The following is a 23944-nucleotide window of genomic DNA, read 5'->3' as shown; positions in this document are numbered from 1 at the left end:
TGATGCGATCCTGACGCGCGGGCGACGGTCCGGACGGGAGCCGCCCGGTTGGTACCGTGCGCGGCGTGAGCGCACTGGACGAGGTCGGCGAGCGCGACGGATGGCGGTGCTGGATCTGCGACGAACCGGTCGATCCCGACCGGTCGGTGAACGACGATCGCGGGCCCAGCGTCGACCAGTGGTTCAGCGCCCAGAAGCCGGCCAAGGGTGCGCAGCGGGGAACGGACCGACTGGCCCATCGGGCCTGCAACACCCGCAAGGGCGCCGTCACCCCGGTGATCCGCTGGCCCGACGAGCTGATCGTCGTCGATCCCGCCGTGCTGTTGACCACGGTGGAGCGGTTGGGCCGCAAGGGCGGTCGCGAGGTCGTCGGTCGGTGTCCTGGTCCGACCGACGCCGAGCAGGGTGCCGAGTGGTTGCGGGTCCGGCTTCCGCGCCTGGCGCCGACCCTGGCGCTGGAGGTGACCGTGGAACGCGGCGGCGGGCAGCACCTTCTGGTGCTCAGCACCCGACGCTGATCACGCCCGGCCGGGTCCGCGTTGACGGCGCACCCCGGTGGGTACTGGTCGACATGACCGACCAGCGCATCGACCAGTACACCCGGCAGGACCCGACCACGCTCTACGCCGACCGGAAGCCGGACGAGCAGTACCTCGAGGGCGCGGGCACCGACGCCGAGATGGCCCAGAACGTGCCCGCCGACCACGGCGAGGACTCCTACCGGGGCTCCGGACGACTGGAGGGCCGCAAGGCGCTCATCACCGGCGGCGACTCCGGGATCGGGGCCGCGGTCGCCATCGCGTTCGCCCGCGAGGGTGCCGATGTCGCGATCTCCTACCTGCCGGAGGAGGAGCAGGACGCGCGGCGCATCGTCGGTCTCATCGAGGCCGCCGGGCGGACGGCCGTGGTCCTGCCCGGCGACATCACCTCCCAGCCGTGGTGCGAGGAGCTGGTGGCCAAGGCCGTCGAGGGGCTGGGCGGGCTCGACATCCTGGTGAACAATGCCGGCAAGCAGCAGAACGTCGACGCCATCACCGATCTCGAGGACGACGAGTTCGACGCCACCTTCAGGACCAACGTCTACGCCACGTTCTGGATCACCAAGGCTGCCGTCCCACACCTGGTGCCGGGCTCGGCCATCATCAACACCACGTCCATCCAGGCCTACGCGCCGTCGCCGAACCTGGTGCACTACGCGGCCACCAAGGCGACGGTGAACAACCTGGCCAAGGGGCTGGCGGCCCAGCTCGCGCCCAAGGGCATCCGTGTCAATGCCGTTGCGCCCGGCTCGATCTGGACGCCGCTGCAGCCGGCCGGTGGGCAGAAGCCCGAGGATCTGCCGACCACGGGGGAGCAGACGTACCTGGGCCGCTGGGGGCAGCCGGCCGAACTCGCGCCGGCCTACGTGTTCCTGGCCAGCGGCGAGTCGTCGTACGTGGTGGGCGCGACCATCCACGTCGACGGGGGTGTGCTCACGCCCTGACGGGTGGCCCGGGACGCGCACGGGGACGGTGCCGGTCGGCACCGTCCCCCGGTCGTCACCGGGACCGGCGCCGCCAGAACACGAACACCGCGGCCAGCACGGCCAGCACGCCGACGGGTGCCACCAGTCGCTTGGCCACCGCGGACCCGGCCGAGTCGAGCAGGTTGATCGGTTCGACCTCCCGGGGCGGGACCGTGCGCGGGCCGGTCGTCGCGGCGGGCCGCGCGGGCGGGGCGTGCTCGTGATCGATCCCGACCTCGGCGCCCGACGGCACGGAGCCGGCCGATGGATCGGCCGTGGTCAGGGCCGTGATGGCGTCGTCCGCGGTCGGACCGGTCTCGGCAGCCGAGGCGGCGGACGAGGCGGCGGACGGGGCAGCGCTGCCGACCGAGCCGCTGGCGATCTGGTCGGCCAGCGAGGCGGCGAACTGGCCGATGAGCTTGTTGCCGACATCGACCATCACGCCTCGGCCGAACTGCGCGGGCTTGCCGGTGACGTCCAGGTCGGTCGACACCGTCACCTTGGTGTGATCGCCCTCCTGGGCCAGCGCCGCCGTCACCGTGGCGTTGGCGGTGCCGTTGCCGCGCGCGTCCCGGCCGCGGCCCTCGATGACGGCGCGGTGGGCCGCGGCGTCCTTCTCGACGAAGCGCGCCTTGACCTTGTACGTCATCGCGATCGGACCGAGCTTGACCTTGACCGTCGCCGTGAAGTCGTCGCCGTCGACCGAGTCCACCGTCGCCCCGGGCATGCACGGTGCGATCTGTTCGATGTCGAGCAGCACATCCCACGCCTCATCCACGCCGACGGGGACCGTGAAGGAATGCTCCAGTTGCATCTGCGCACGATATCCCGTGCCGATCACCGGCTCGCGGGCGCCACTCCTTTCCGGCGCGGAAGCAACGATCCGGACGCGGCGGCCGACGGACTCAGACCGTCGCCTCGGCGTGGTGGTGGATCGGCCCGGAGACGGCCCGGAGCTGGGCTCCGGTGCCACCCCAGCGGACCTGGGTGATCTCGGCGGCGACCGACACCGCGGTCTCCTCCGGGGTGCGGGCACCGACGTCCAGCCCGATCGGCGCGTGCAGGCGCTGCAGCTCCTCCTCGGTCAGTCCGAGTTCGCGGAGCCGGTCCAGCCGGTCGTCGTTGGTCCGGCGCGAGCCCATCGCCCCGAGGTAGCCGAGCGGCAGGCGCAGGGCCAGTTCGAGCAACGGCACGTCGAACTTGGGGTCGTGGGTCAGCACGCAGACGACCGTGCGCGCGTCGACCCGGCCGGCCTCGTGCTCGGCCTGCAGGTAGCGGTGCGGCCACTGGACCACCACCTGGTCCGCCTCCGGGAACCGCTTCGCCGTGGTGAACGTCGGCCGCGCATCGCACACCGTCACGTGGTAGCCGAGGAAGGACCCGATGCGGGCCACGGCGGCGGCGAAGTCGATCGCTCCGAACACGATCATCCGCGGGCGCGGCGCGTAGGCCGCGACGAAGACCGCGATGTCGTCTCCGCGGCGTTCTCCGTCCGGGCCGTAGTGGACGATTCCGGTGCGGCCCTGCTCGAGCATGCCGACGAGGTCGTCACGGACGGCGTCGTCCAGCCGCTCGCTGCCGAGCGACCCGGAGGTGCCGCCGTCGCGCAGCACCAGCCGTCGCCCGGTGCGGGTCCCGCCCTCGACGTCACTGATGAGGGTGGCGACGGCGACCGGGCGTCCCTCGCGGATGTCCTGGGCGATGTCGCCCAGCTCGGGGAAGGACTGCTGGTCGATCCGCTCGACGAAGATGTCGATGATCCCGCCGCAGGTCAGGCCGACGGCGAAGGCGTCGTCGTCGCTGACGCCGTAGCGCTGCAGCACCGGCGCGCCGTCGTCCCGGGCCGCGACGGCGAGCTCGAAGACCGCGCCCTCCACGCAGCCGCCCGAGACGCTGCCGACCACGCTGTCGTCGGGGCCGACGACCATGGCCGCGCCCGGTTGTCGGGGCGAGGAGCTCCAGGTGCCGACCACCGATCCCACGGCGACCGGAACCCCGGCTCGCCACCAGGTCTCGAGTTCGGCGATGACGTCACGCACGGGCGATCACCTCAGCAACATGGGTCAGCGCGGCGACACTGTGTCCCGCCACGAGATCGTCGATGGACGGCAACGCCGCCACCATGCCCGCGGTGGCCGGTGCGAACCCGGCCTTGCCGCGGTGCGGATTGATCCACACCACCCGGTGCGCCAGCCGGGCCAGCCGGGCCATCTGCTCGCCCAGCAGCGCTGCGTCGCCGCGTTCCCAGCCGTCGGAGGCGATCACGACCACGGCCCGCCGGGCGAGCCCGCGCTGCCCCCACCGGTCCAGGAACGCCCGCAGCGTCTCACCGAGCCGGGTGCCGCCGCTCCAGTCGGGGATGGCCGCGCCGGCCGCGCTGAGCGCGTGGTCCGGATCTCGGAGCCGGAGCTGGCGGGTGACCCGGGTCAGGTGGGTGCCGAGGGTGAAGACCTCGGTCGCCGGGGAGACCCGGGCCGCGGCGTGCGCGAACCGCAGCACCACGTCGGCGTACGGCGCCATCGACCCGCTGACGTCGATGAGTAGCACCAGCCGGCGCGGCTTGTCCCGCCGGTGGTCGCGGACCAGCCGGACCGGTTCACCGCCGGTGCCCAACATGGCCCGCACGGTCCGGCCCACGTCGAGCCGCTCCCGGCCGCCCCGCGCGCGCCGCAGGGTGCGTCGTCGGCCCACCCGCGGGGCGAGCAGCGCGATCATCCGGTTGATCTCATCACGCTCGGCGTCCGCCAGCAGCGCGACGTCGCGATGGCGGAGCACCTCCACGTCGGCCGCCTCGGTGGCCGACGACGGATCCTCCTCGACCACCTCCTGGCGATCGCCGGGCGCGCCGGGCGGCCGCCGCGCGGCCAGTCGGTCGATCGGGGCATCGCCGGCGGACGCCGGCTCGGGGTCCTCCGGGTCGGCCTCGAGGAACCACCGACCGAACACGGCATCGAACCGGGCCTGGTCGTCGGGTTCCGAGCAGAACGAGACCCGGCAGGTCCAGTAGACGGCCTCCGGGTCGACCGGGTCGACGTGCTCCAGGGCGGTCAGACAGGTGGTCAACCGCTCGCGCCCGGCGTTGACCCCGGCCGCGCGCAACGCCCAGGCGAAGCCGGTCATCGTCTCGACGACGTCCGGCTGCTCCTCCGGCCCGTCGTCCCGCCGGTCGATGACGGCTCCGTCGGCCGCGTTCACCGGACCACGTTCACAGGATCACGTTCACAGGACCAGCGCCCCGTCCAGTTGCGGCAGCACCTCACGCTCGACCCGGACCTGGTCCTCGCGGTACTTGATCGCCGCCCCCAGCGTCGCCGTCGCGTTCGTCCGGTCCAGCCGGGTGGCGCCCAGCACCTGAAGGGCCCGGGTCCAGTCGATCGACTCGGCCACCCCGGGCGGCTTGAGCAGGTCCATGGTGCGCAGGGTCCCCATCAGTCCGGCGACGTCGCGGGCGAGCCGGTCGGGGACGTCGGCCAGGTGGCCCCGGACGATCTGGACCTCCCGCTCGAAGTCCGGATGGGCAACCCACAGGTAGAAGCAGCGGCGTTTGAGGGCGTCGTGCACCTCCCGCGTGCGGTTGGAGGTGAGGACGACGATCGGCGGGGTCACCGCGCGGATGGTGCCGAGTTCGGGGATGGTCACCGCGTTGTCGGCCAGCACCTCCAGCAGGAACGCCTCGAACTCGTCGTCAGCGCGGTCGATCTCGTCGATCAGCAGGACGGCCGGCGTGCCCTCCAGGGCCTGCAGGATCGGGCGGTCCAGCAGGAACCGCCGGTCGTACAGCGAGGCCTCGGCCCGGGCCGGGTCGTACCCCTCGGGTCGGTCCGGCCCGTCCGCCATGGCCCGCAGGTGCAGGATCTGTCGGGGGAAGTCCCAGTCGTAGAGGGCCTGGCTGGCGTCGATGCCCTCGTAGCACTGCAACCGGACCAACCGGGCGTCGGTGATGTCCGCCAGTGCCTGGGCCAGCGCGGTCTTGCCCACCCCGGGATCACCCTCGAGGAACAGTGGCCGCCCGGTGCGCAGCGCGAGGTGGGCGGCGGTGGCCACACCGGCGTCGGCCAGGTACCCCACCCGCTCGAGCGCCGCCGCGACGGCGGCCGGGTCCGCGAAGGTCCGGGACTGGATCATCCGAGCATCGTCTCCCTTGCCGCTGCGGTGGTCGGTCGCCCTCGACGTTCCGGCGATCGGGTGGCCGCAGGAGAGATCTTGGGCCCTGCGGTCGACGGACACGATTCCGCTAACTAACGTTCGTACCACGCGCCCATGACGGTCGCGCACGCTCCCGCAGCGTCCCGCCGCCGAATCTCCGCCGATCCGAGATTCGGTCGTCGATGAAGGGAAGACCGGCTGATGCGTTCCTCGGCCCCCCAGACAGGGATCCGCACATGACCGCGACCATGCCCGCCCCGGGCAGTATCCTCGGCACCCGGGTCCAGCGCCTGGAGGATCCGGAGTTCCTGACCACCGGTGCCGTCTACACCGAGGACCTGGTCGACGAACGGCTGACCGATGCCCTGCGCATCACCTTCGTCCGCTCACCGATCGCCCACGCGCGCATCGCGTCGATCGACAGCTCGGCCGCGCTGGACGTCCCGGGCTGCGTCGCGGTGTTCACCGCCGACGATCTGGACGGCATCCCGCAGCAGACGGCCATGATGCCGATGTTCCAGGACGCCATGTTCCAGTCGCTGCTGGCCAGCGGCTCGGTCCGCTTCGTCGGCGAGCCGGTGGCCGTCGTCGTCACCGACTCCCGGTACGCCGGGGAGGACGCGGCCGAGCTGGTCGAGGTCGACTACGACCCGCTGCCGGCCGTGGTCGACCCGAAGGACGCGCTGCAGGGCGACACGCTGCTCTTCCCGGACGCCGGCACCAACGTGGTCTGCGGCAGCGCCGATCAGGAGTTCGACGAGGACATCTTCGCCGGGTGCGAGGTCGTGGTCACCCACGAGATCCTCAACCAGCGGGTGGCGGTCGCGCCGTTGGAGGTGCGCGCCGGTGCCGCTGTGTGGGGCGAGGACGGCCGGCTGACGGCGTGGGTCCCGAACCAGGGCGCGCAGGGCACCCAGGGGTCGATGGCCCGGATGCTCGGCCTGCCGTTGGAGCAGGTCCGGATCATCACCCCGGCGGTGGGTGGGGCGTTCGGCGCCAAGTTCGGCGCCGACCCGGAGCACGCGGTCGTGGCGTGGGTGGCGCGACGGCTCGGCCGGCCGACCACCTGGGTGGAGACCCGCTCGGAGAACATGGTCGCGATGACGCACGGCCGCGCCCAGGTCCAGACCATCACCATCGGCGGGACCCGTGACGGCAACGTCACCGCCTACAAGCTCCACGTCCTGCAGGACAGCGGCGCCTATCCGCGGTTCGGGGCGATGCTGCCGACGCTGACGCTGCTGATGGCTCCCGGCGTCTACGACATCGAGAAGATGCAGACCTCGTACGTCAGCGTCGTCACCAACACCACGCCCGTCGGCGCCTACCGGGGCGCCGGTCGGCCCGAGGCGACCGCGGTCGTCGAGCGGGCCATGGACCTGTTCGCCGCCGAGATCGGCATGGACCCGGCCGAGGTGCGCCGCCGGAACCTGCTGCCGGCGTTCACCGAGCCGCTGCAGAGCAAGGGTGGCGCCGTCTACGACTCCGGTGACTACCCGATGGCGCTGGAGACCGTGCTCGAGGCGGCCGACTACACGGGACTGCGGGCCGAGCAGGCCCGTCGTCGCGAGCGCGGCGACGCCCGCCAGCTGGGCATCGGGCTGAGCGTCTATGTCGAGATCACCGGCGGCGGTGGTGAGGCCGGGGCGTCCAAGGAGAACGCCACCGTGGAGGTGCATCCCGACGGCAGCGTCACCATCCTGACCGGCACCTCGCCGCACGGCCAGGGTCACTCCACGGTCTGGGCCATGCTGGCCAGCGTCGAGCTCGGCATCCCGCTCGAGAGGATCACCGTGAAGTGGGGTGACACCGACCTGGTGCCCGAGGGCGGCGGCACCGGCGGATCGCGCAGTCTGCAGCAGGGTGGCGCCGCGGTGAAGCAGGCCGCCATCGAGCTGGTCGAAGTGGCCAAGGCGCGCGCCGCGGACGAACTCGAGGTGTCGCCCGAGGATCTCGTGGTCGACCACGCCAACGCCGGTCTGGCCGTGCGCGGCGTGCCGACCAGCACCGTCAGCTTCGCGGCGCTGGCCGCCAAGGAGCCGCTCAAGGTGCGCAGCATCTTCAGCGCGGCCGGGGCGACGTATCCCTTCGGGGCCCACGTGGCGGTGGTCGAGGTCGACACCGAGACGGGCAAGGCGGTGCTGCAGCGGCTCATCGCCCTGGACGACGCCGGCGTCATCATCAACCCGCTGATCGCGGAGGGACAGCGACACGGGGGACTGGCCCAGGGCGCGGCGCAGGCGCTGCTCGAGGAGGTCCTCTACGACGAGGACGGCAATCCGACGACGACGACGTTCGCCGACTACCCGATCGTCACCGCCACCGAGATGCCCAGCTTCGAGCTGGTCACCACCGAGACACCCACCAGCTACAACCCGCTCGGCGCCAAGGGGATCGGCGAGGCGGGCACCATCGGCGCGACGCCGGCCGTGCAGAACGCCGTCGTCGACGCCGTCGCCCACCTGGGTGTGCGTCACATCGACATGCCGACGAGCCCGATGCGGGTCTGGTCCGCCATCAACGCCGCGAAGGGGAACAGCTGATGCAGGTCACGATCACGGTCAACGGAGTGGAGCGGACCGACGAGGTCCAGCCACGGATGTTGCTGGCCCACTACCTGCGGGACGTCTGTGGGTTGACCGCCACCAACATCGGCTGCGACACGACGTCCTGCGGTGCCTGCACCGTGCACCTGGACGGCGAGTCGGTGAAGTCCTGCACGGTGCTCGCCGCGCAGGCGTCCGGGTCGTCGGTCACCACCCTGGAGGGCCTGGCCGACGGCGACACCCTGCACCCGGTGCAGGCCGCGTTCCGGCGCGAGCACGGTCTGCAGTGCGGGTTCTGCACCCCGGGGATGGTGATGGCTGCCGCCTCGCTGCTCAGCCAGAACCCGCACCCGGACGAGCGTGAGGTCCGAGAAGAGCTCGAGGGCAACATCTGTCGGTGCACCGGCTACCACAACATCGTCCGCGCCGTGCTGTCCGCCGCAGACGAGATGTCCGGCGACCGGGTCGACGCAGCGGTGCAGACCCGATGATCCCCGCATCCTTCGACTACGTCCGGGCCGGCTCGATCGACGAGGCGGTCTCGCTGCTGGGCGAGCACGGAGACGACGCCAAACTGCTGGCTGGCGGGCACTCGCTGCTGCCGATGATGAAGTTGCGGCTGGCCGTCCCGGAGACGCTGATCGACATCCGGCACCTGCGCGAGGCGTCCTACATCCGCGTCGATGGCGACGAGGTGGCCATCGGTGGGCTGACCCGGCACCGCGACCTGGTGACGTCCGAGGTGCTGCGGGCCGAGGCGCCGTTGATCGGGCTGGTGGCCGGTCACGTCGGCGATCCGCAGATCCGCCACCGGGGCACCATCGGCGGGTCGCTGGCGCACGCCGATCCGGCTGCCGATCTGCCGGCCGCCGTGCTGGCGTCCGGCGCGACGTTGGTCGCGCAGGGCGCGGCCGGGCGACGCACCATCGCAGTGGACGACTTCTTCCTCGGCTTCTTCGAGACCGCCCTCGAGCCGGACGAGGTGCTGGTCGAGATCCGGGTGCTGCGCACCGGCCCCACCGGGGCGCACTACGAGAAGTTCACCCGGCGGGCCAACGACTGGGCCATCGTGGCGGTGGCGACGGTCGCCGGTCGGGTGGCGCTGGCCAACATGGGCGGACGCCCGACGCGGGCGACGGCGACCGAGCAGGCCCTCGCGGAGGGGGCGTCGATCGAGGACGCGGCGGCCCTGGCCGCCGACGGCACCGAGCCGGTGCAGGACATGCATGCCGACCCCGACTACCGCCGTCATCTGGCGCGGGTGCTGACCCGGCGGTCGCTGGCCGCCGCCGCGGCCTGAGAACCACCCGCGACGCCGATCGGCCCGTCACCATCAACGGTGACGGGCCGATCGGGTGCTGCCGCGAGTGCGATCGGGCCGGAGACCGGCGCTCTGGGCGCCCGGTCAGCGGGTGGAGGTCAGTCGAGCTCGGTGCCGGCCGGCAGCACACCCCAGCGGACGAGTTGCTCGGTCAGGTCCTCGGGGCTCATGTCGTAGATGACGGCGAGCGACCGCAGGTCCTCGGCGCGGATGGTGAGGACCTTGCCGTTGTAGTCACCGCGCTGCGACTGGATCGCCGCCGCGTACCGGGCCAGTGGGCCGGCCTGGTGGGTGGGGAGCTCGCCGAGCCGCTGCAGGTCGATGACCAGTCGGGGACTCGGGGCGCCCCGGCGGGTGGCCCGGGCGTCGGGCAGCAGCTCGGCCACCGGCACGCCGTAGAACTCGGCCAGTTCGGCCAGCTTGGCCACGGTGACGGCCCGGTCGCCACGCTCGTAGGAGCCGACGACGACCGCCTTCCAGCGTCCGTCCGACTTCTCCTCGACGCCGTGCAGGCTCAATCCCTGCTGCGCGCGGATCGCCCGCAGCCGAGCACCCAGCGCGTGCGCGTAGTCCTGAGACATGGCCAACTCCCTATCGCGGTCGCCCACTGAGCCGCTCGGCGATGGCGGTCGCAGCGGTCAGTCGCTTTGATACGCAGAGTAGTCGAACCGGGGCCGGATTGGACAACACTCCGACGATCACGATCGGGCGAAACGCGTCCGAATGGACGCGGGGCGTGTCCGGTCGGCGTGTTGCGTCCGGCCGACCCGGGCGCGCGGTCCGCGACCCGCGGATCGGCGTCCTCCGGGGAGATCGGCCGCGACGCCACCCACCCCGGCGGCCGGGCCGCCGGGCACCGCCCGGACCGGCTGGCTCCGCCCGCGGTCGTGGTGCGGGGACGGTCGGCCGGCCCGGTAGGGTGGACAGCCGAAGACATCCTTTAAGGACCGTCCAGAGAGGCGGGGAAGGAGTCGTGATGGCTCTCGCGCGCCCGCGTCCGGCCGACCCGACGACGGGTCCGCCCGGCGCCGATGCCGACCGGCGGACCCCGACCGGTCCGGCCACCACCGTCCTGTCCGCGGCCGCACTGGCCCGGACGATCGACCGGATGGCCCACCAGATCCTGGAACGACACGGCGACGACCCGGTCGTGCTGCTGGGCATCCCGACCCGCGGCGTCGACCTCGCCCGGCGGCTCGGTGATCGGATGCGCGCCTTCGCCGACGATCACCGCGACCCGTCCGGCCGGGTGGCCGACGCCGGCGTGTCCGGCTCGGGTGGTCCCGCGGTCGGCGCCCTGGACATCACGCTCTACCGCGACGACCTGCGGCGACGTCCGCCGCGGGCGCTCGAGGAGACGTCGATCCCCGGTGACGGTGTCGACGACGCGGTGGTGATCCTGGTCGATGACGTGCTGTTCTCCGGCCGCACCGTGCGGGCGGCGCTGGACGCCTTGCGCGACCACGGCCGTCCGGCCGTCGTGCAACTGGCCGTGCTGGTCGACCGGGGCCACCGGCAGTTGCCGATCCGAGCCGACTACGTCGGCAAGAACATCCCCACCGCGCTGGGTGACGACGTGTCGGTCCGGGTCGCCTCGGTCGACGGCGTCGACGAGGTGGTGCTCACCCGGGCCGCCGGGACCGCCGCCGGGCCGGCCGGTCCGGACGCCGCGGGCGCCGGCGTCGGCCCGTCCGCCAGGCCCGGGGCCGCAGCGCCCGATGACCAGGTGCCGCAGGAGAGGTTGACCCGATGACCATCCGGACCGGGACCGAGCGGGCCGGACACCGCACCGCTGGTGCGCCGTTCCCGCCCGCCGAGGCGCCGACCACGGAACCGGGCGCGCCGGCTGCGCACGTCACTCGTTCGGGCGGACCTCGGCGGACCGACCCGACCGAGGGTGACGGGGAGCCGAACGTGATCATGTCGTCCCTGTCGTCGCAGTCCGTGGCGGAGGCCGGCGCTCCGACGACGCCGGGTGCGTCCGGAGCGGTCGGTCCCGCCCGGATGTCCGAATCGGCCGACGGCCCGTCCTTCGCTGGGTCGACCACCGGATCACCCGCCGGGTCCGACCAGCTGCCGGCACCGCGGATGCCGCGGCACCTGCTCTCGGCCGGCGACCTGGACCGGGCCACCGCCCTGCACGTGCTGGACACGGCGAGCCGGCTCGAGCAGGTCCTGGGCGGACGTGAGGTGCGCAAGCTGCCGACGCTGCGCGGCCGGACCGTGGTGAACCTGTTCTACGAGGACTCCACCCGCACCCGCATGTCGTTCGAGCTGGCCGCCAAGCGGTTGTCGGCGGACGTCATCAACTTCTCGGCCAAGGGGTCGTCGGTGTCCAAGGGCGAGTCGCTCAAGGACACCGCCTGGACGCTGCAGGCGATGGGCGCCGACGCGGTGGTCTGCCGCCACTCCTCGTCGGGTGCGCCGGAACGGCTCTCCGGCTGGGTCGATGGGCATGTGGTGAACGCCGGGGACGGCACCCACGAGCATCCGACCCAGGCGCTGCTGGACGCCTACACGCTGCGCCGGCACCTCGGCGACCTGGACGGTCGCCGCATCGTGGTGGTCGGTGACGTGCTGCACTCACGCGTCGCCCGGTCCAACGTGCTGATGCTGTCCACGCTCGGTGCCGAGGTGACCCTGGTGGCGCCGCCGACCCTGCTGCCGGTCGGCGTGGCCGGCTGGCCCGCGACCGTCGAGTACGACCTGGACGCGGCCCTGCCCGGTGCCGACGCGGTGATGATGCTGCGGGTGCAGCGGGAGCGGATGGGTGGCGCGTTCTTCCCGACCGCGCGGGAGTACAGCCGCCGCTACGGACTGGATCGTCGCCGCCACTCGCTGCTGGCCGACCACGGCGTGGTGCTGCACCCCGGTCCGATGAACCGCGGCATGGAGATCGCCTCCGAGGTGGCGGACGGTCCCGACTCGCTGATCGTCGAGCAGGTCGGCAACGGTGTCACCGTCCGGATGGCCGTGCTCTACCTGCTGCTGTCCGGCGAGGTGGCGGCGTGACCGCTGCGCCGACCCCGCCCGGAACCGCGGGCACCCGTTCCCGTCCCGGACCCACCGCGTCGTTCCCCGATCCCGAGAGGCCTCTGCCCGTGACCGACCGACCGGTGCCCGTGCTGCTGCGCCACGCCGCCCCCTACGGCGAGGAGCCGACGGACGTGCTGCTGGCCGACGGGGTGATCGTGGCTCTCGGCGCGGACGCGGCTGCGCACCCGGCGGCGGCCGGGGCCCAGGAGATCGACGCCACCGGGCGGGTCCTGCTGCCCGGTCTGGTCGACCTGCACACCCATCTGCGCGAACCCGGCCGGGAGGACGCCGAGACGGTCGGGACCGGTTCGGCGGCGGCGGCGCTCGGTGGCTACACCGCGGTCTTCGCCATGCCCAACACCGACCCCGTGGCGGACACCGCCGGCGTGGTCGAGCAGGTGTTCCGGCTCGGCCAGGACATCGGCCTGGTCGACGTGCTGCCCATCGGCGCCGTCACCGTCGGGCGCAAGGGGGAGCGGCTGGCCGAGCTCGGGGCCATGGCCACCTCCGTCGCGGCGGTCCGGGTCTTCTCCGACGACGGCGACTGCGTGTCCGACCCGATGCTGATGCGGCGGGCGCTGGAGTACGTCAAGGCGTTCGACGGGGTGGTCGCCCAGCACGCGCAGGAGCCGCGGCTGACCGTCGGCGCCCAGATGCACGAGGGCGCGGTGTCGGCCCGGCTCGGCCTGACCGGCTGGCCTGCGGTGGCCGAGGAAGCGATCATCGCGCGCGACTGCCTGCTCACCGACCACGTCGACTCGCGGCTGCACGTCTGCCACCTGTCCACCGCGGGCTCCGTCGACGTGGTGGCGGCGGCCAAGGCGCGCGGCACCGCGGTGACCGCCGAGGTCACCCCGCACCACCTGGTGCTCACCGACGAGCTGGCGGTCGGCTACGACCCGGTGTTCAAGGTCAACCCGCCGCTGCGCACCGACGCCGACGTGGCCGCGGTCCGCGCCGGCCTGGCCGACGGCACCATCGACATCGTCGCCACCGATCACGCGCCGCACGCCCAGCAGGACAAGGAGTGCGAGTGGGACCAGGCCTCGCCGGGCATGCTGGGTCTGCAGACGGCGTTGTCGGTGGTGCTGGAGACGATGGTCCGGACCGGCCTGCTCGACTGGCGCGGCGTGGCCCGGGTGATGTCGGAGAATCCTGCCCGGATCGGGCGGCTGGCCGGCCACGGGCGACCCGTCGCCGTCGGTGAACCGGCCAACCTGACCCTGGTCGACCCGGACGCCACCTGGGTGGTGCGCGGGTCGGAACTGGCCAGCCGGTCGGCCAACACGCCGTTCGAGGGGCGCGAGCTGCCCGGACGCGTGGTGGCCACCTTCCTGCGCGGTCGGCCGACCGTGCTGGACGGGCAGCTGGTCGGCGCGGACGTCGGTGCCGGGCTCGGCACCCGAGGGGAGTGACCTGATGGAACGCGTGTTGTGGACCCTGGCCATGGTCGCGGTGATCGGCCTGGCCGCGCTCGCCCTGTGGTGGGGCTGGCGCAACCGGGCGCGCCGTCAGGCCGACATCCCCGCCCCGGCCGCGCTGCCCGCGGACGTGGGCACGGACACCGAGCATGGCGGCATCGTCGCGCCGCTGGCGGGCGTCTACGTCTCGACCACCCGCTCCGGGGCCTGGCAGGACCGGGTCGTCGTGCACGGCCTGGGCCGCCGAGCCAAGGGTGACCTGGTGCTGCGCCCGGACGGCGTGCTCGTCGACCGGGTCGGCGAGCCACCGCTGTTCCTGCCGCGCGCCGACCTGCGCACGGTCACCGTCTCGCCGGGCATCGCCGGCAAGGTGATGGGCCTGCCCGAGGGCATCGTGCTGCTCACCTGGCAGACCGGGGACGTGCTGCTGGACAGCGGGTTCCGGTCCGACGACCCCGAGGAGCAGCGCGCCTGGGTGGACGCCGCGCAGGCCGCCCTGGCCGAGCCGCCCCCGGCCGGCGATGACCCGGCGACCGATCCAGTCATCGATGCCACGGTCGTCCATCCCCACACCGATCCCCACACCGGAACCCCCCAGGAAGGCCGCGCATGACCGGCAGCACCCCCGCCGTACTGGTGCTCGAGGACGGCCGCGTGCACCGCGGCGAGCAGTTCGGCGCCACCGGCACCGCCTTCGGCGAGGCCGTCTTCACCACCGGGATGACGGGCTACCAGGAGACCCTCACCGACCCGTCGTACCGACGCCAGGTCGTGGTGGCCACCGCCCCGCAGATCGGCAACACCGGCTGGGTGACTCGGACCGGCTCCGGTGCCGAGGGCACCGACGAGGCCGTGTTCCCCGCCTCCGACGACGAGTCGACCCGGATCTGGGCGGCCGGCCTGGTCATCCGCGACCTGTCGCCCCGCCCGTCGAACTGGCGCGCGGACGGCAGCCTGGAGGACGAACTGGCTCGGCAGGGCATCGTCGGGATCGCCGGGGTGGACACCCGGTCGCTGACCCGGCACCTGCGCAGCGCGGGTGCCATGCGGTGCGGGATCTTCACCGGCGCGGACGCCGACCGGCCGATGGACGAGCTGGTCGAGCAGGTCCGGGCCACGCCGGCCATGGCCGGTGCCGACCTGATGGGCGAGGTGACCACCGCCGAGCCGTACACCGTGTCGGCCAGTGCGGCCGGTGCCGGCGCCCAGCCCGACCAGGTGCCCCGCTACCGGGTGGCCGCCCTGGACCTGGGCATCAAGACGAACACCCCGCGGATGATGAGTGAGCGCGGCATCGAGGTGCACGTGCTGCCCGCCGACGCGGACATCGCCCAGATCGAGGAGTTCGGTCCGGACGGGGTCTTCCTGTCCAACGGACCGGGCGATCCGGCCACCGCCGACGTGGCCGTCGAGCTGACCCGTGAGGTGCTGCGCCGCGGGATCCCGTTCTTCGGCATCTGCTTCGGCAACCAGATCCTGGGCCGCGCCCTGGGTCTGGAGACCTACAAGCTCAAGTTCGGGCACCGCGGCATCAACCAGCCGGTCCGTGACCACCGCACCGGCCGGGTGCTGGTCACCTCGCAGAACCACGGTTTCGCCGTGCAGGCGCCGGCCGACGAGGTCATCGACACCGAGTTCGGCCGGGCCCAGGTCGCCTTCTCCTCGCTGAACGACGGCGTCGTCGAGGGCCTGGAATGCCTGGACCTGCCGGCGTTCTCCGTGCAGTTCCACCCCGAGGCGGCAGCCGGCCCGCACGACGCCCGCTACCTGTTCGACCGGTTCTGCGAACTCATGGATGCCGGTCCAGCCGGCCGTTCCGACGGCGGATCGAGCACGGTCGGCCCCGAGGTCCCGGATCCCAGCGAGGGTGTCGTCGACGGCACCAGGAAGGGCGACGCCTGATGCCCCGCCGCCAAGACCTCAAGCATGTCCTGGTCATCGGTTCCGGTCCGATCGTCATCGGCCAGGCCTGCGAGTTCGACTACTCCGGCACCCAGGCGTGCCGCGTGCTCCGCGAGGAGGGGCTGCGCGTCTCGCTCATCAACTCCAACCCGGCCACGATCATGACCGATCCGGAGTTCGCCGACGCCACCTACATCGAGCCGATCACGGCCGAGTTCGTCGAGAAGGTCCTCGCCGACCAGGCCGATCAGGGCCACCCGGTCGACGCGCTGCTGGCCACCCTGGGCGGGCAGACGGCGCTGAACACCGCCATCGCGCTGGACGAGCGCGGCGTGCTGGCCAAGTTCGACGTCGAGCTGATCGGCGCCGACATCCCGGCCATCCAGCGGGGTGAGGACCGGCAGATCTTCAAGGACGTGGTCCGCTCCGTCGGGGGCGACGTGCCGCGCTCCCGGGTGTGCCACACGATGGAGGAGGTCCGCGACACCGTCGCCGAGGTCGGCCTGCCCGTCGTCGTCCGCCCCTCGTTCACCATGGGTGGGCTCGGCTCCGGGATGGCGTACGACCACGACGATCTCGAGCGGATCGCGGGCAACGGTCTGGACGCGTCCCCGGTGCACGAGGTGCTCATCGAGGAGTCCGTGCTCGGCTGGAAGGAGTACGAGCTGGAGCTGATGCGCGACAGCAAGGACAACGCCGTCGTCGTCTGCTCGATCGAGAACCTCGACCCGATGGGCGTGCACACCGGTGACTCGATCACCGTCGCGCCGGCCATGACGTTGACCGACCGCGAGTACCAGCGGATGCGCAACCTCGGCCTGGACATCCTGCGTGCCGTCGGGGTGGCCACCGGCGGCTGCAACATCCAGTTCGCGATCAACCCGGACACCGGGCGCATGATCGTCATCGAGATGAACCCCCGGGTGTCCCGGTCGTCGGCCCTGGCCTCCAAGGCCACCGGCTTCCCGATCGCCAAGATCGCGGCCAAGCTGGCCATCGGCTACACCCTGGACGAGATCGCCAACGACATCACCAAGGCCACGCCTGCGGCGTTCGAGCCGACGCTGGACTACGTCGTGGTGAAGATCCCGCGGTTCGCCTTCGAGAAGTTCCCCGGGGCCGACCCGACGCTGACCACCACCATGAAGTCGGTGGGCGAGGCCATGTCGATCGGCCGGTCGTTCGCCGAGGCCCTGGGCAAGGCGATGCGGTCCATGGAGACCAAGGCGATCGGGTTCCGCACCCAGCCGGACCCGGAGGGTGAGAGCCTCGAGACGTTGCTGCAGCAGGTCGCGATGCCGACCGACGGTCGCATCTACGGCGTCGAGCGGGCGCTGCGCCTGGGCGCCACCGTCGAGCAGCTGCACGATGCCACCGGCATCGACCCCTGGTTCATCGACCAGATCGATCTCATCCGCCGGGTGAGCGACGAGGTCGCCGCGGCGGCCGAGCTGACGCCGGAGCTGGTCCGCCGGGCCAAGCGGTACGGCCTGTCCGACCTGCAGATCGCCGTGCTGCGCGCCGATCTCACCGACGACGCAGCCGGCGAGGGAGCGGTGCGTGGGTACCGGTGGGAGCACGGGATCCGGCCGGTGTTCAAGACGGTCGACACCTGCGCGGCCGAGTTCGAGGCCACCACGCCGTACCACTACTCGGCCTACGAGATCGACCCGGCCGCGGAGTCGGAGGTCGCCCTGCAGCCGGACCGCCCGAAGGTGATCATCCTGGGCTCCGGCCCGAACCGCATCGGGCAGGGCATCGAGTTCGACTACTCCTGCGTGCACGCGGCCCTGTCGCTGCGCGAGGCCGGGTACGAGACCGTCATGGTCAACTGCAATCCCGAGACGGTGTCCACCGACTACGACACCAGCGACCGGCTGTACTTCGAGCCGCTCACCCTGGAGGACGTGCTTGAGGTCATCGAGGCGGAGCAGGCGTCGGGCACCGTCGCCGGCGTGGTGGTCACCCTCGGCGGGCAGACCCCGCTGAAGCTGGCCGGCCCGCTGCAGGACGCCGGCGTGACCGTGCTGGGCACCCAGCCGGACGCCATCGACCTGGCCGAGGACCGCGGCCGGTTCGGCGACCTGCTCACCGGCGCCGGCCTGCCGGCCCCGGCGTTCGGCACCGCCGTGTCGTTCGACCAGGCCCAGGCCGTGGCCGAGCGGATCGGCTACCCGGTGCTGGTCCGGCCGTCCTACGTGCTGGGCGGCCGCGGCATGGAGATCGTCTACGACGAGCCGTCGCTGTCGGACTACATCTCGCGCGCCACCGAGATCAGCGCCGACCGGCCGGTGCTGGTCGACAAGTTCCTCGACGACGCCATCGAGATCGACGTCGACGCGCTGTGCGACGGCACCGAGGTCTACCTGGGCGGCGTCATGGAGCACATCGAGGAGGCCGGCATCCACTCCGGCGACTCGGCGTGCGTGCTGCCGCCGATCACGCTGGGCCGCAGCGACATCGAGACCGTGCGCTCGCACACCGAGGCCATCGCGCTGAACGGTGGGGTCCGCGGACTGCTGAACGTGCAGTACGCGCTCAAGGACCAGGTGCTGTACGTGCTGGAGGCGAACCCGCGCGCGTCCCGCACCGTGCCGTTCTCGTCCAAGGCCACGGCGGTGCCACTGGCCAAGGCGGCGGCCCGGATCATGCTCGGCGCCACCATCGCCGAGCTGCGGGCCGAGGGCCTGCTGCCGGCCACCGGCGACGGCAGCACGCTGCCGCAGGACGCGCCGGTCGCCGTCAAGGAGGCGGTGCTGCCGTTCCACCGGTTCCGGCGGCCGGACGGCGAGGGCGTCGACTCGCTGCTCGGCCCTGAGATGCGGTCCACGGGTGAGGTGATGGGCATCGACACCTCGTTCGGTCCGGCGTTCGCCAAGTCGCAGACCGCCGGGTACGGGTCACTGCCGACCAAGGGCACGGTGTTCGTGTCGGTGGCCAACGCCGACAAGCGCGCCATGGTGTTCCCGGTGAAGCGGCTGGCCGACCTCGGGTTCCGCGTGGTGGCCACCGAGGGTACGGCGGAGATGCTGCGCCGCAACGGGATTCAGGTCGAGGTGGTCCGCAAGTACTTCGAGAACTCCGGCGAGACCGTGGTCGACCTGATCAAGGCGGGGGAGATCGACCTGATCATCAACACCCCGTACGGGCAGTCCGGGCCGCGGATCGACGGGTACGAGATCCGGACCGCCGCGGTGGCCGGCAACATCCCGTGCATCACCACCGTGGCCGGGGCCGCCGCCGCCATCCAGGGCATCGAGTCGGTGCTGCGCGCGGAGGTCCGGGTGGCGCCGCTGCAGGTGTTGCAGGAGCGGCTGCGGGCCGCCGGCGCGCCCGCCGGCGTCTGAGCGGGGTGGAGCGCGGCGTGAGCACAGCGGGCCTGTACGAGAAGGCGCTGCGGCCGGTGCTGTTCCGGATGGGCGGCGGTGACGCCGAGACCGCCCACCACCGGACGCTCACCGCGCTGACCGCCGTCGGTCGCACCGCGGCCGGCCGGCGCGCCCTGCGCGTGCTGGCCGCCGCACCGGCCACCCCGGTGCAGGCCTTCGGCCTGAGCTTCCCCGGGGTGGTCGGGTTGGCCGCCGGCATGGACAAGAACGGCACCGCGGTGCGGGCCTGGCCGGCCCTCGGCTTCGGCCACGTCGAGGTCGGCACGGTGACGGCCCAGCCGCAGCCGGGCAACGACCGGCCCCGGCTGTTCCGGCTGCCCGAGTCCCGCGCCCTGATCAACCGGATGGGCTTCAACAACGCCGGGGCCGCGGCGCTGGCCCGCACGCTCCGGGCGGCCGGGCCGACCGGCGTCCCCATCGGGGTGTCGCTGGGCAAGTCGAAAGTGACCCCGCTCGAGGACGCGGTGGGGGACTACCTGTCGTCGTTGCGTGCGGTGGTCGACGTCGCCGACTACGTGGCGGTGAACGTGTCCTCGCCGAACACGCCGGGCCTGCGCGCGCTGCAGGACCGCGGACCGCTCGACGAACTGCTCGACGCGCTCACCGTCGAGGCCCGCCGGCTGAGCGAGGGCACCGGCCGGGCGCCGGTCCCGGTGCTGGTCAAGATCGCCCCCGACCTGACCGACGAGGCGGTGGCCCAGCTGCTCGAGGTGTGCCAGGACCGAGGCGTCTCCGGCGTCATCGCCACCAACACCACGCTGTCCCGGGACGGCGTGGCCGGACCCGAGCAGCCGCTGGCCGCGGCGCAGGCGGGCGGGCTGTCCGGCCGGCCGCTGGCCGCCCGGGCGGCCGAGGTGGTGGCGTTCGTGACCCGGCACACCGACCTGCCGGTCATCGGGGTCGGCGGCATCGGCGAGCCCGACGACGCGCTGGCCATGCTGGACGCCGGCGCCACGCTGCTGCAGGTCTACACCGGCTTCATCTACGCCGGCCCGGCGCTCGTCGGCCGGATCAACCGGGCTGTCGCCGACCGGGCCGGTCAGCACATCGATCCGCGCACCGACGGGAGTCCCCGATGACGCCGCCCAGCACGTCCCCCGCCCGCGCCCCGTTCGGCGCCCGGCTGGCCGCGGCGGTGAAGGCCCGCGGACCGCTGTGCGTGGGCATCGACCCGCACCCGGCCCTGCTGCGCGCCTGGGACCTGCCGGTCACCGCGGACGGGCTGGCCCGGTTCACCGCCGTCTGCCTGGACGCGCTGGCCCCCACGGTCGCGGTACTGAAGCCGCAGTCCGCCTTCTACGAGCAGTTCGGCTCGGCCGGCATCGCCGTGCTGGAACGACTGCTCGTCGGCGCCCGGCAGGCCGGGGCGCTGGTGCTGCTGGACGCCAAGCGCGGCGACATCGGCTCGACCATGCAGGCCTACGCCGCGGCGTACCTGGCCGACGGCTCGCCGTTGGCCGCCGACGCGGTCACTGTCTCGCCCTACCTGGGCTTCGGGTCGCTGCAGCCGGCCGTGGACACCGCGCTGGCCACCGGCCGCGGGGTGTTCGTGCTGGCGCTGACCTCGAACCCGGAGGGGCCGACGGTGCAGCACGCCCGAGCCGCCGGCGGCCGGATGGTGGCCCAGCAGATCGCCGACGAAGCCGCCGCGCGGAACGCCGGCGTCCGCCCGCTCGGATCGGTCGGGTTGGTGGTCGGGGCGACCGTGGGCCGTACCGGGGTCGACCTGAGCCAGGTCAACGGCCCGCTGCTGGCGCCCGGGCTGGGCGCCCAGGGCGCCACCGCCGACGACCTGCGCGACGTCTTCGGCGACGCCCTGACCGCCGGCCCCGGGTCGGTGCTGCCCACCACCAGCCGGGAGGTGCTCGGCGCCGGACCGTCGCCGCTGGCGATGCGGGACGCCGCGCTGCGGCAGGTGGACGCGATCCGCGCCGTCATGGCCTGAGGTGAGCCTGACCGCCCGCCCGGCCGGGACGCGCCGGCCGGCGGATACGGTGATCGGCGTGGCCGACTCCCCGAAGTCCCTGGACCTGCGACCCGACGAGCACCTCGCCGACCACCCGGCCGACCACCTGACCGACCAGCTCGACCGTGACGCCCGGCTGGCCGCGGAGCTGGTCCGTGACGCTGGACAGCTGGCCCTGCGCATGATGGCCGCCGGGCTCACCGTGTCGACCAAGACCGATGTCAGCGACCTGGTCTCGGACGCGGACAAGGCGGCCGAGGCGATGGTGGTCGAGCGTCTCGGTGCCGAGCGGCCCGCCGACGGCATCATCGGCGAGGAGGGCGCGGCGGCGCCGGGGGAGCGCACCTGGGTGATCGACCCGGTGGACGGCACCTACAACTTCGTCTCCGGCCTGCCGGCCTGGTGTTCGGCGCTCGCCCTGACCGGCACGTCCGGCCGGCCGGCGGACGTCGATCCGGCCACGGCCGATCGGATGATGGACGAGGCGTTGCTGCTCGGCGCCGTGTACCAGGCCACCACCGACGAGCTGTGGCTCGGCGGGCCGGAGCGCGGCACCACCTGCAACGGCCTCCCCGTCGCCCCCATCCCGGACGCCCCGCTGGAGGCGCTGTCGGTCGTCACCTGGCTGCATCCCGGCCGGCTCTCCGACGCCACCCTGCGTGAGCCGATCCTGGGTGCGGTGGCCGGGGCGGCCTCGCTGCGGGTGCTCGGATCCGGCTCGGTCGAGCTGGCCGGGGTGGCGGCCGGCCGGCTCGGCGTGTGGCTGCATGCGGACACCCTGATCTGGGACTGGCTGCCGGGGGCGGCGCTGGTCCGCGGGGCGGGCGGCGTCACCGACGTCGTCGAGCACCTGGGGCACCGGTTCTTCATCGCGGGTCCGCCGACCGCCGTCGCGCAGGTGCGGGACGCGGTGCTGGCCGTGCGGGTCTGAGCCCGTCCCAGCTGGTCACCACCGGGCGCCCGAGCCGCCGGGCGGTCGCTATCCTGGACGCCGACATGCACGTCCCGGGGGGTCCGGGGCGTCCGGTGCAGGGCCCGCGCGAGCGTGTGCCGCGTCCGACGACGCGGTCCGGCCCGAGTCCGGCCCCCGTGCGTCACCCCGTCGCCACCGCCGGCCGGTCCGAGCCGATCCGAAACGGTCCGAGCCGGTTGACGGGGTTCGTGACGCCCACCGATCCCGGAGGATCCGCATGGCCAGCCCAGACACCCAGGTCGCGCCCGCGCTGACCGTCGACCGCGTCGGCGACCTGGACTTCAAGGTCGCCGACCTGTCCCTGGCCGACTTCGGCCGCAAGGAGATCACCCTCGCCGAGCACGAGATGCCCGGGCTGATGGCGCTGCGTCGCGAGTACGCCGGCGTCCGCCCGCTGGCCGGGGCGCGCATCTCCGGCTCGCTGCACATGACCGTGCAGACGGCGGTGCTCATCGAGACGCTGGTGGAGCTCGGTGCTGCCGTCCGCTGGGCGTCCTGCAACATCTTCTCCACCCAGGACCACGCGGCCGCGGCCATCGTCGTCGGCCCGTACGGCACTCCCGAGGCGCCGGCCGGCGTGCCCGTCTTCGCCTGGAAGGGGGAGACGCTGCCGGAGTACTGGTGGTGCACCGACCGGATGCTGCGCTGGCCCGACGGCGCCGGCCCGAACATGATCCTGGACGACGGCGGCGACGCCACCCTGCTGGTGCACAAGGGTGTGCAGTACGAGCAGGCCGGGATCGTGCCGCCGGTGCAGGACGACGACTCCGAGGAGTGGGGCGTCATCCTCGAACTGCTGCGTGGTTCGCTGGCCGACGACGCGACCTACTGGACGCGGACCACGCCGGCCATCGTGGGCGTGACCGAGGAGACCACCACCGGCGTCAACCGGCTCTACCAGCTGGCCGCGGCCGGCGAGCTGCTGTTCCCGGCCATCAACGTCAACGACGCGGTGACCAAGAGCAAGTTCGACAACCGGTACGGCATCCGGCACTCCCTGATCGACGGCATCAACCGCGGTGTCGACGTGCTGCTCGGCGGCAAGGTGGCGCTGGTCGCCGGCTACGGCGACGTGGGCAAGGGCGCGGCGGAGTCGCTGCGCGGCCAGGGCGCCCGGGTGATCGTGGCCGAGGTCGACCCGATCTGCGCGCTGCAGGCCCTGATGGACGGCTACCAGGTCGGCACCGTCGAGAATCTGGTCGCGCAGGCCGATCTCGTGATCACCACGACCGGCAACCGGGACATCATCACCATCGACCACATGCGCCGGATGAAGCACCAGGCGATCCTGGGCAACATCGGTCACTTCGACAACGAGATCGACATGGCCGGTCTCGCCCGGTCGGAGGCGGTGCGCACGCAGATCAAGCCGCAGGTCGACGCGTGGAAGTTCCCCGACGGGCACGTCGTGCTGGTGCTGTCCGAGGGTCGGCTGCTGAACCTGGGCAACGCCACCGGGCACCCGTCGTTCGTGATGAGCACGTCGTTCTCGAACCAGGTCATCGCCCAGGTCGAGCTGTTCACCAAGCCGGCCGAATGGGACCGGGAGGTCTACCGCCTGCCCAAGCACCTGGACGAGAAGGTGGCCCGCATCCACGTCGAGGCGCTCGGCGGTGAGCTCACCAAGCTCAGCAAGGACCAGGCCGAGTACATCGGGGTCGACGTCGAGGGCCCGTTCAAGCCGGATCACTACCGGTACTGAGCCCCGCCGGGGCCGGTGGGCGTCAGTCGCGCACCGGC

Annotated in this window: 20 protein-coding genes; 15 read left to right on the top strand and 5 right to left on the bottom strand. The window is 72.8% G+C overall.

What is annotated here, in order from left to right; all coding sequences use genetic code 11:
- The first annotated feature begins 65 nt into the window (after positions 1-65).
- The gene (locus tag JL106_RS13255) at positions 66-518 is read left to right on the top strand and encodes a hypothetical protein (RefSeq protein WP_205261182.1); all 453 of its coding nucleotides are present in this window, start codon (positions 66-68) and stop codon (positions 516-518) included.
- A 53-nt stretch (positions 519-571) separates the two neighbouring features.
- Positions 572-1483: a glucose 1-dehydrogenase gene (locus JL106_RS13250; RefSeq protein WP_205261181.1), complete on the top strand. Its 912-nt coding sequence runs from the start codon at positions 572-574 to the stop codon at positions 1481-1483.
- Positions 1484-1538: 55 nt separating this feature from the next.
- On the opposite strand, the gene JL106_RS13245 is transcribed toward JL106_RS13250, so the two are convergent.
- The 4 genes from JL106_RS13245 to JL106_RS13230 all read right to left on the bottom strand — a co-directional run bounded on the left by JL106_RS13245 (position 1539) and on the right by JL106_RS13230 (position 5629).
- Positions 1539-2318, bottom strand: coding sequence for an SRPBCC family protein (locus JL106_RS13245; RefSeq protein ID WP_205261180.1), 780 nt, complete (start codon positions 2316-2318; stop codon positions 1539-1541).
- Positions 2319-2409: 91 nt separating this feature from the next.
- Positions 2410-3543 (bottom strand): XdhC family protein, encoded by a 1134-nt coding sequence (locus JL106_RS22100; protein WP_205261179.1) that lies wholly within the window; start codon positions 3541-3543, stop codon positions 2410-2412.
- Positions 3536-4699 carry a vWA domain-containing protein gene (locus JL106_RS22095; protein WP_205261178.1) on the bottom strand — a complete coding sequence of 388 codons (1164 nt, stop codon included), beginning with the start codon at positions 4697-4699 and terminating at the stop codon, positions 3536-3538. Before JL106_RS22095 ends, JL106_RS22100 begins: the two co-directional genes overlap by 8 nt.
- Positions 4700-4723: 24 nt before the next feature.
- On the bottom strand, positions 4724-5629 hold the full coding sequence (locus JL106_RS13230) for an AAA family ATPase (protein ID WP_205261177.1): 906 nt from the start codon (positions 5627-5629) through the stop codon (positions 4724-4726).
- 257 nt (positions 5630-5886) lie between these two features.
- Between JL106_RS13230 and JL106_RS13225 the strand changes: the two genes are divergently transcribed.
- Genes JL106_RS13225 through JL106_RS13215 form a run of 3 tightly spaced genes read left to right on the top strand, consistent with a single transcriptional unit; the run spans position 5887 to position 9496 of the window.
- Entirely contained in the window at positions 5887-8193 is a 2307-nt protein-coding gene (locus JL106_RS13225) for a xanthine dehydrogenase family protein molybdopterin-binding subunit (RefSeq protein WP_236007570.1), read from the top strand.
- Complete coding sequence (locus JL106_RS13220) at positions 8193-8687, top strand: (2Fe-2S)-binding protein (protein ID WP_205261176.1); 495 nt, start codon at positions 8193-8195, stop codon at positions 8685-8687. The genes JL106_RS13225 and JL106_RS13220 overlap by 1 nt, the downstream gene beginning before the upstream one ends.
- The gene (locus tag JL106_RS13215; protein WP_205261175.1) at positions 8684-9496 is read left to right on the top strand and encodes an FAD binding domain-containing protein; all 813 of its coding nucleotides are present in this window, start codon (positions 8684-8686) and stop codon (positions 9494-9496) included. The genes JL106_RS13220 and JL106_RS13215 overlap by 4 nt, the downstream gene beginning before the upstream one ends.
- Before the next feature lie 119 nt (positions 9497-9615).
- Here JL106_RS13215 and bldD read toward each other — a convergent pair whose 3' ends face one another.
- Positions 9616-10098: a transcriptional regulator BldD gene (gene bldD / locus JL106_RS13210; protein ID WP_205257078.1), complete on the bottom strand. Its 483-nt coding sequence runs from the start codon at positions 10096-10098 to the stop codon at positions 9616-9618.
- Between the two features lie 395 nt (positions 10099-10493).
- On the opposite strand from bldD, the gene pyrR reads away from it, so the two are divergent.
- The 10 genes from pyrR to ahcY all read left to right on the top strand — a co-directional run bounded on the left by pyrR (position 10494) and on the right by ahcY (position 23906).
- Complete coding sequence (gene pyrR, locus JL106_RS21065) at positions 10494-11270, top strand: bifunctional pyr operon transcriptional regulator/uracil phosphoribosyltransferase PyrR (RefSeq protein ID WP_205261174.1); 777 nt, start codon at positions 10494-10496, stop codon at positions 11268-11270.
- Between the two features lie 335 nt (positions 11271-11605).
- Entirely contained in the window at positions 11606-12529 is a 924-nt protein-coding gene (locus tag JL106_RS13200; protein WP_205261281.1) for an aspartate carbamoyltransferase catalytic subunit, read from the top strand.
- 89 nt (positions 12530-12618) lie between these two features.
- On the top strand, positions 12619-13968 hold the full coding sequence (locus JL106_RS13195) for a dihydroorotase (protein WP_205261173.1): 1350 nt from the start codon (positions 12619-12621) through the stop codon (positions 13966-13968).
- A 4-nt stretch (positions 13969-13972) separates the two neighbouring features.
- Positions 13973-14587 carry a PH-like domain-containing protein gene (locus JL106_RS13190; RefSeq protein WP_205261172.1) on the top strand — a complete coding sequence of 205 codons (615 nt, stop codon included), beginning with the start codon at positions 13973-13975 and terminating at the stop codon, positions 14585-14587.
- Positions 14584-15876, top strand: a complete 1293-nt coding sequence (gene carA / locus JL106_RS13185; protein ID WP_205261171.1) for a glutamine-hydrolyzing carbamoyl-phosphate synthase small subunit — start codon at positions 14584-14586, stop codon at positions 15874-15876. The genes JL106_RS13190 and carA overlap by 4 nt, the downstream gene beginning before the upstream one ends.
- Positions 15876-19223 (top strand): carbamoyl-phosphate synthase large subunit, encoded by a 3348-nt coding sequence (carB, locus tag JL106_RS13180; protein ID WP_205261170.1) that lies wholly within the window; start codon positions 15876-15878, stop codon positions 19221-19223. Before carA ends, carB begins: the two co-directional genes overlap by 1 nt.
- Positions 19224-19240: 17 nt before the next feature.
- On the top strand, positions 19241-20344 hold the full coding sequence (locus tag JL106_RS13175; protein WP_205261169.1) for a quinone-dependent dihydroorotate dehydrogenase: 1104 nt from the start codon (positions 19241-19243) through the stop codon (positions 20342-20344).
- On the top strand, positions 20341-21210 hold the full coding sequence (pyrF, locus tag JL106_RS13170; protein WP_205261168.1) for an orotidine-5'-phosphate decarboxylase: 870 nt from the start codon (positions 20341-20343) through the stop codon (positions 21208-21210). Before JL106_RS13175 ends, pyrF begins: the two co-directional genes overlap by 4 nt.
- A 58-nt stretch (positions 21211-21268) precedes the next feature.
- The gene (locus JL106_RS13165) at positions 21269-22162 is read left to right on the top strand and encodes an inositol monophosphatase family protein (RefSeq protein ID WP_328842308.1); all 894 of its coding nucleotides are present in this window, start codon (positions 21269-21271) and stop codon (positions 22160-22162) included.
- Between the two features lie 259 nt (positions 22163-22421).
- Positions 22422-23906, top strand: coding sequence for an adenosylhomocysteinase (gene ahcY, locus JL106_RS13160; RefSeq protein WP_205261167.1), 1485 nt, complete (start codon positions 22422-22424; stop codon positions 23904-23906).
- The last annotated feature ends 38 nt before the right edge of the window (positions 23907-23944 follow it).

The organism is Nakamurella leprariae (assembly GCF_016918035.1).
Taxonomy (GTDB): domain Bacteria; phylum Actinomycetota; class Actinomycetes; order Mycobacteriales; family Nakamurellaceae; genus Nakamurella; species Nakamurella leprariae.
Note: the sequence above shows the minus strand (reverse complement) of the source record. Positions and strands in the feature narration are given on the sequence as shown.

Coding starts and splice junctions, on each gene's coding strand:
- carB (WP_205261170.1), top strand. CDS start 15,876: ATGCCCCGCCGCCAAGACCTCAAGCATGTCCTGGTCATCGGTTCCGGT.
- JL106_RS13230 (WP_205261177.1), bottom strand. CDS start 5,629: ATGATCCAGTCCCGGACCTTCGCGGACCCGGCCGCCGTCGCGGCGGCG.
- JL106_RS13220 (WP_205261176.1), top strand. CDS start 8,193: ATGCAGGTCACGATCACGGTCAACGGAGTGGAGCGGACCGACGAGGTC.
- pyrF (WP_205261168.1), top strand. CDS start 20,341: ATGACGCCGCCCAGCACGTCCCCCGCCCGCGCCCCGTTCGGCGCCCGG.
- JL106_RS13225 (WP_236007570.1), top strand. CDS start 5,887: ATGACCGCGACCATGCCCGCCCCGGGCAGTATCCTCGGCACCCGGGTC.
- ahcY (WP_205261167.1), top strand. CDS start 22,422: ATGGCCAGCCCAGACACCCAGGTCGCGCCCGCGCTGACCGTCGACCGC.
- JL106_RS13250 (WP_205261181.1), top strand. CDS start 572: ATGACCGACCAGCGCATCGACCAGTACACCCGGCAGGACCCGACCACG.
- JL106_RS13200 (WP_205261281.1), top strand. CDS start 11,606: ATGCCGCGGCACCTGCTCTCGGCCGGCGACCTGGACCGGGCCACCGCC.
- bldD (WP_205257078.1), bottom strand. CDS start 10,098: ATGTCTCAGGACTACGCGCACGCGCTGGGTGCTCGGCTGCGGGCGATC.
- carA (WP_205261171.1), top strand. CDS start 14,584: ATGACCGGCAGCACCCCCGCCGTACTGGTGCTCGAGGACGGCCGCGTG.
- JL106_RS13245 (WP_205261180.1), bottom strand. CDS start 2,318: ATGCAACTGGAGCATTCCTTCACGGTCCCCGTCGGCGTGGATGAGGCG.
- JL106_RS13190 (WP_205261172.1), top strand. CDS start 13,973: ATGGAACGCGTGTTGTGGACCCTGGCCATGGTCGCGGTGATCGGCCTG.
- pyrR (WP_205261174.1), top strand. CDS start 10,494: ATGGCTCTCGCGCGCCCGCGTCCGGCCGACCCGACGACGGGTCCGCCC.
- JL106_RS13215 (WP_205261175.1), top strand. CDS start 8,684: ATGATCCCCGCATCCTTCGACTACGTCCGGGCCGGCTCGATCGACGAG.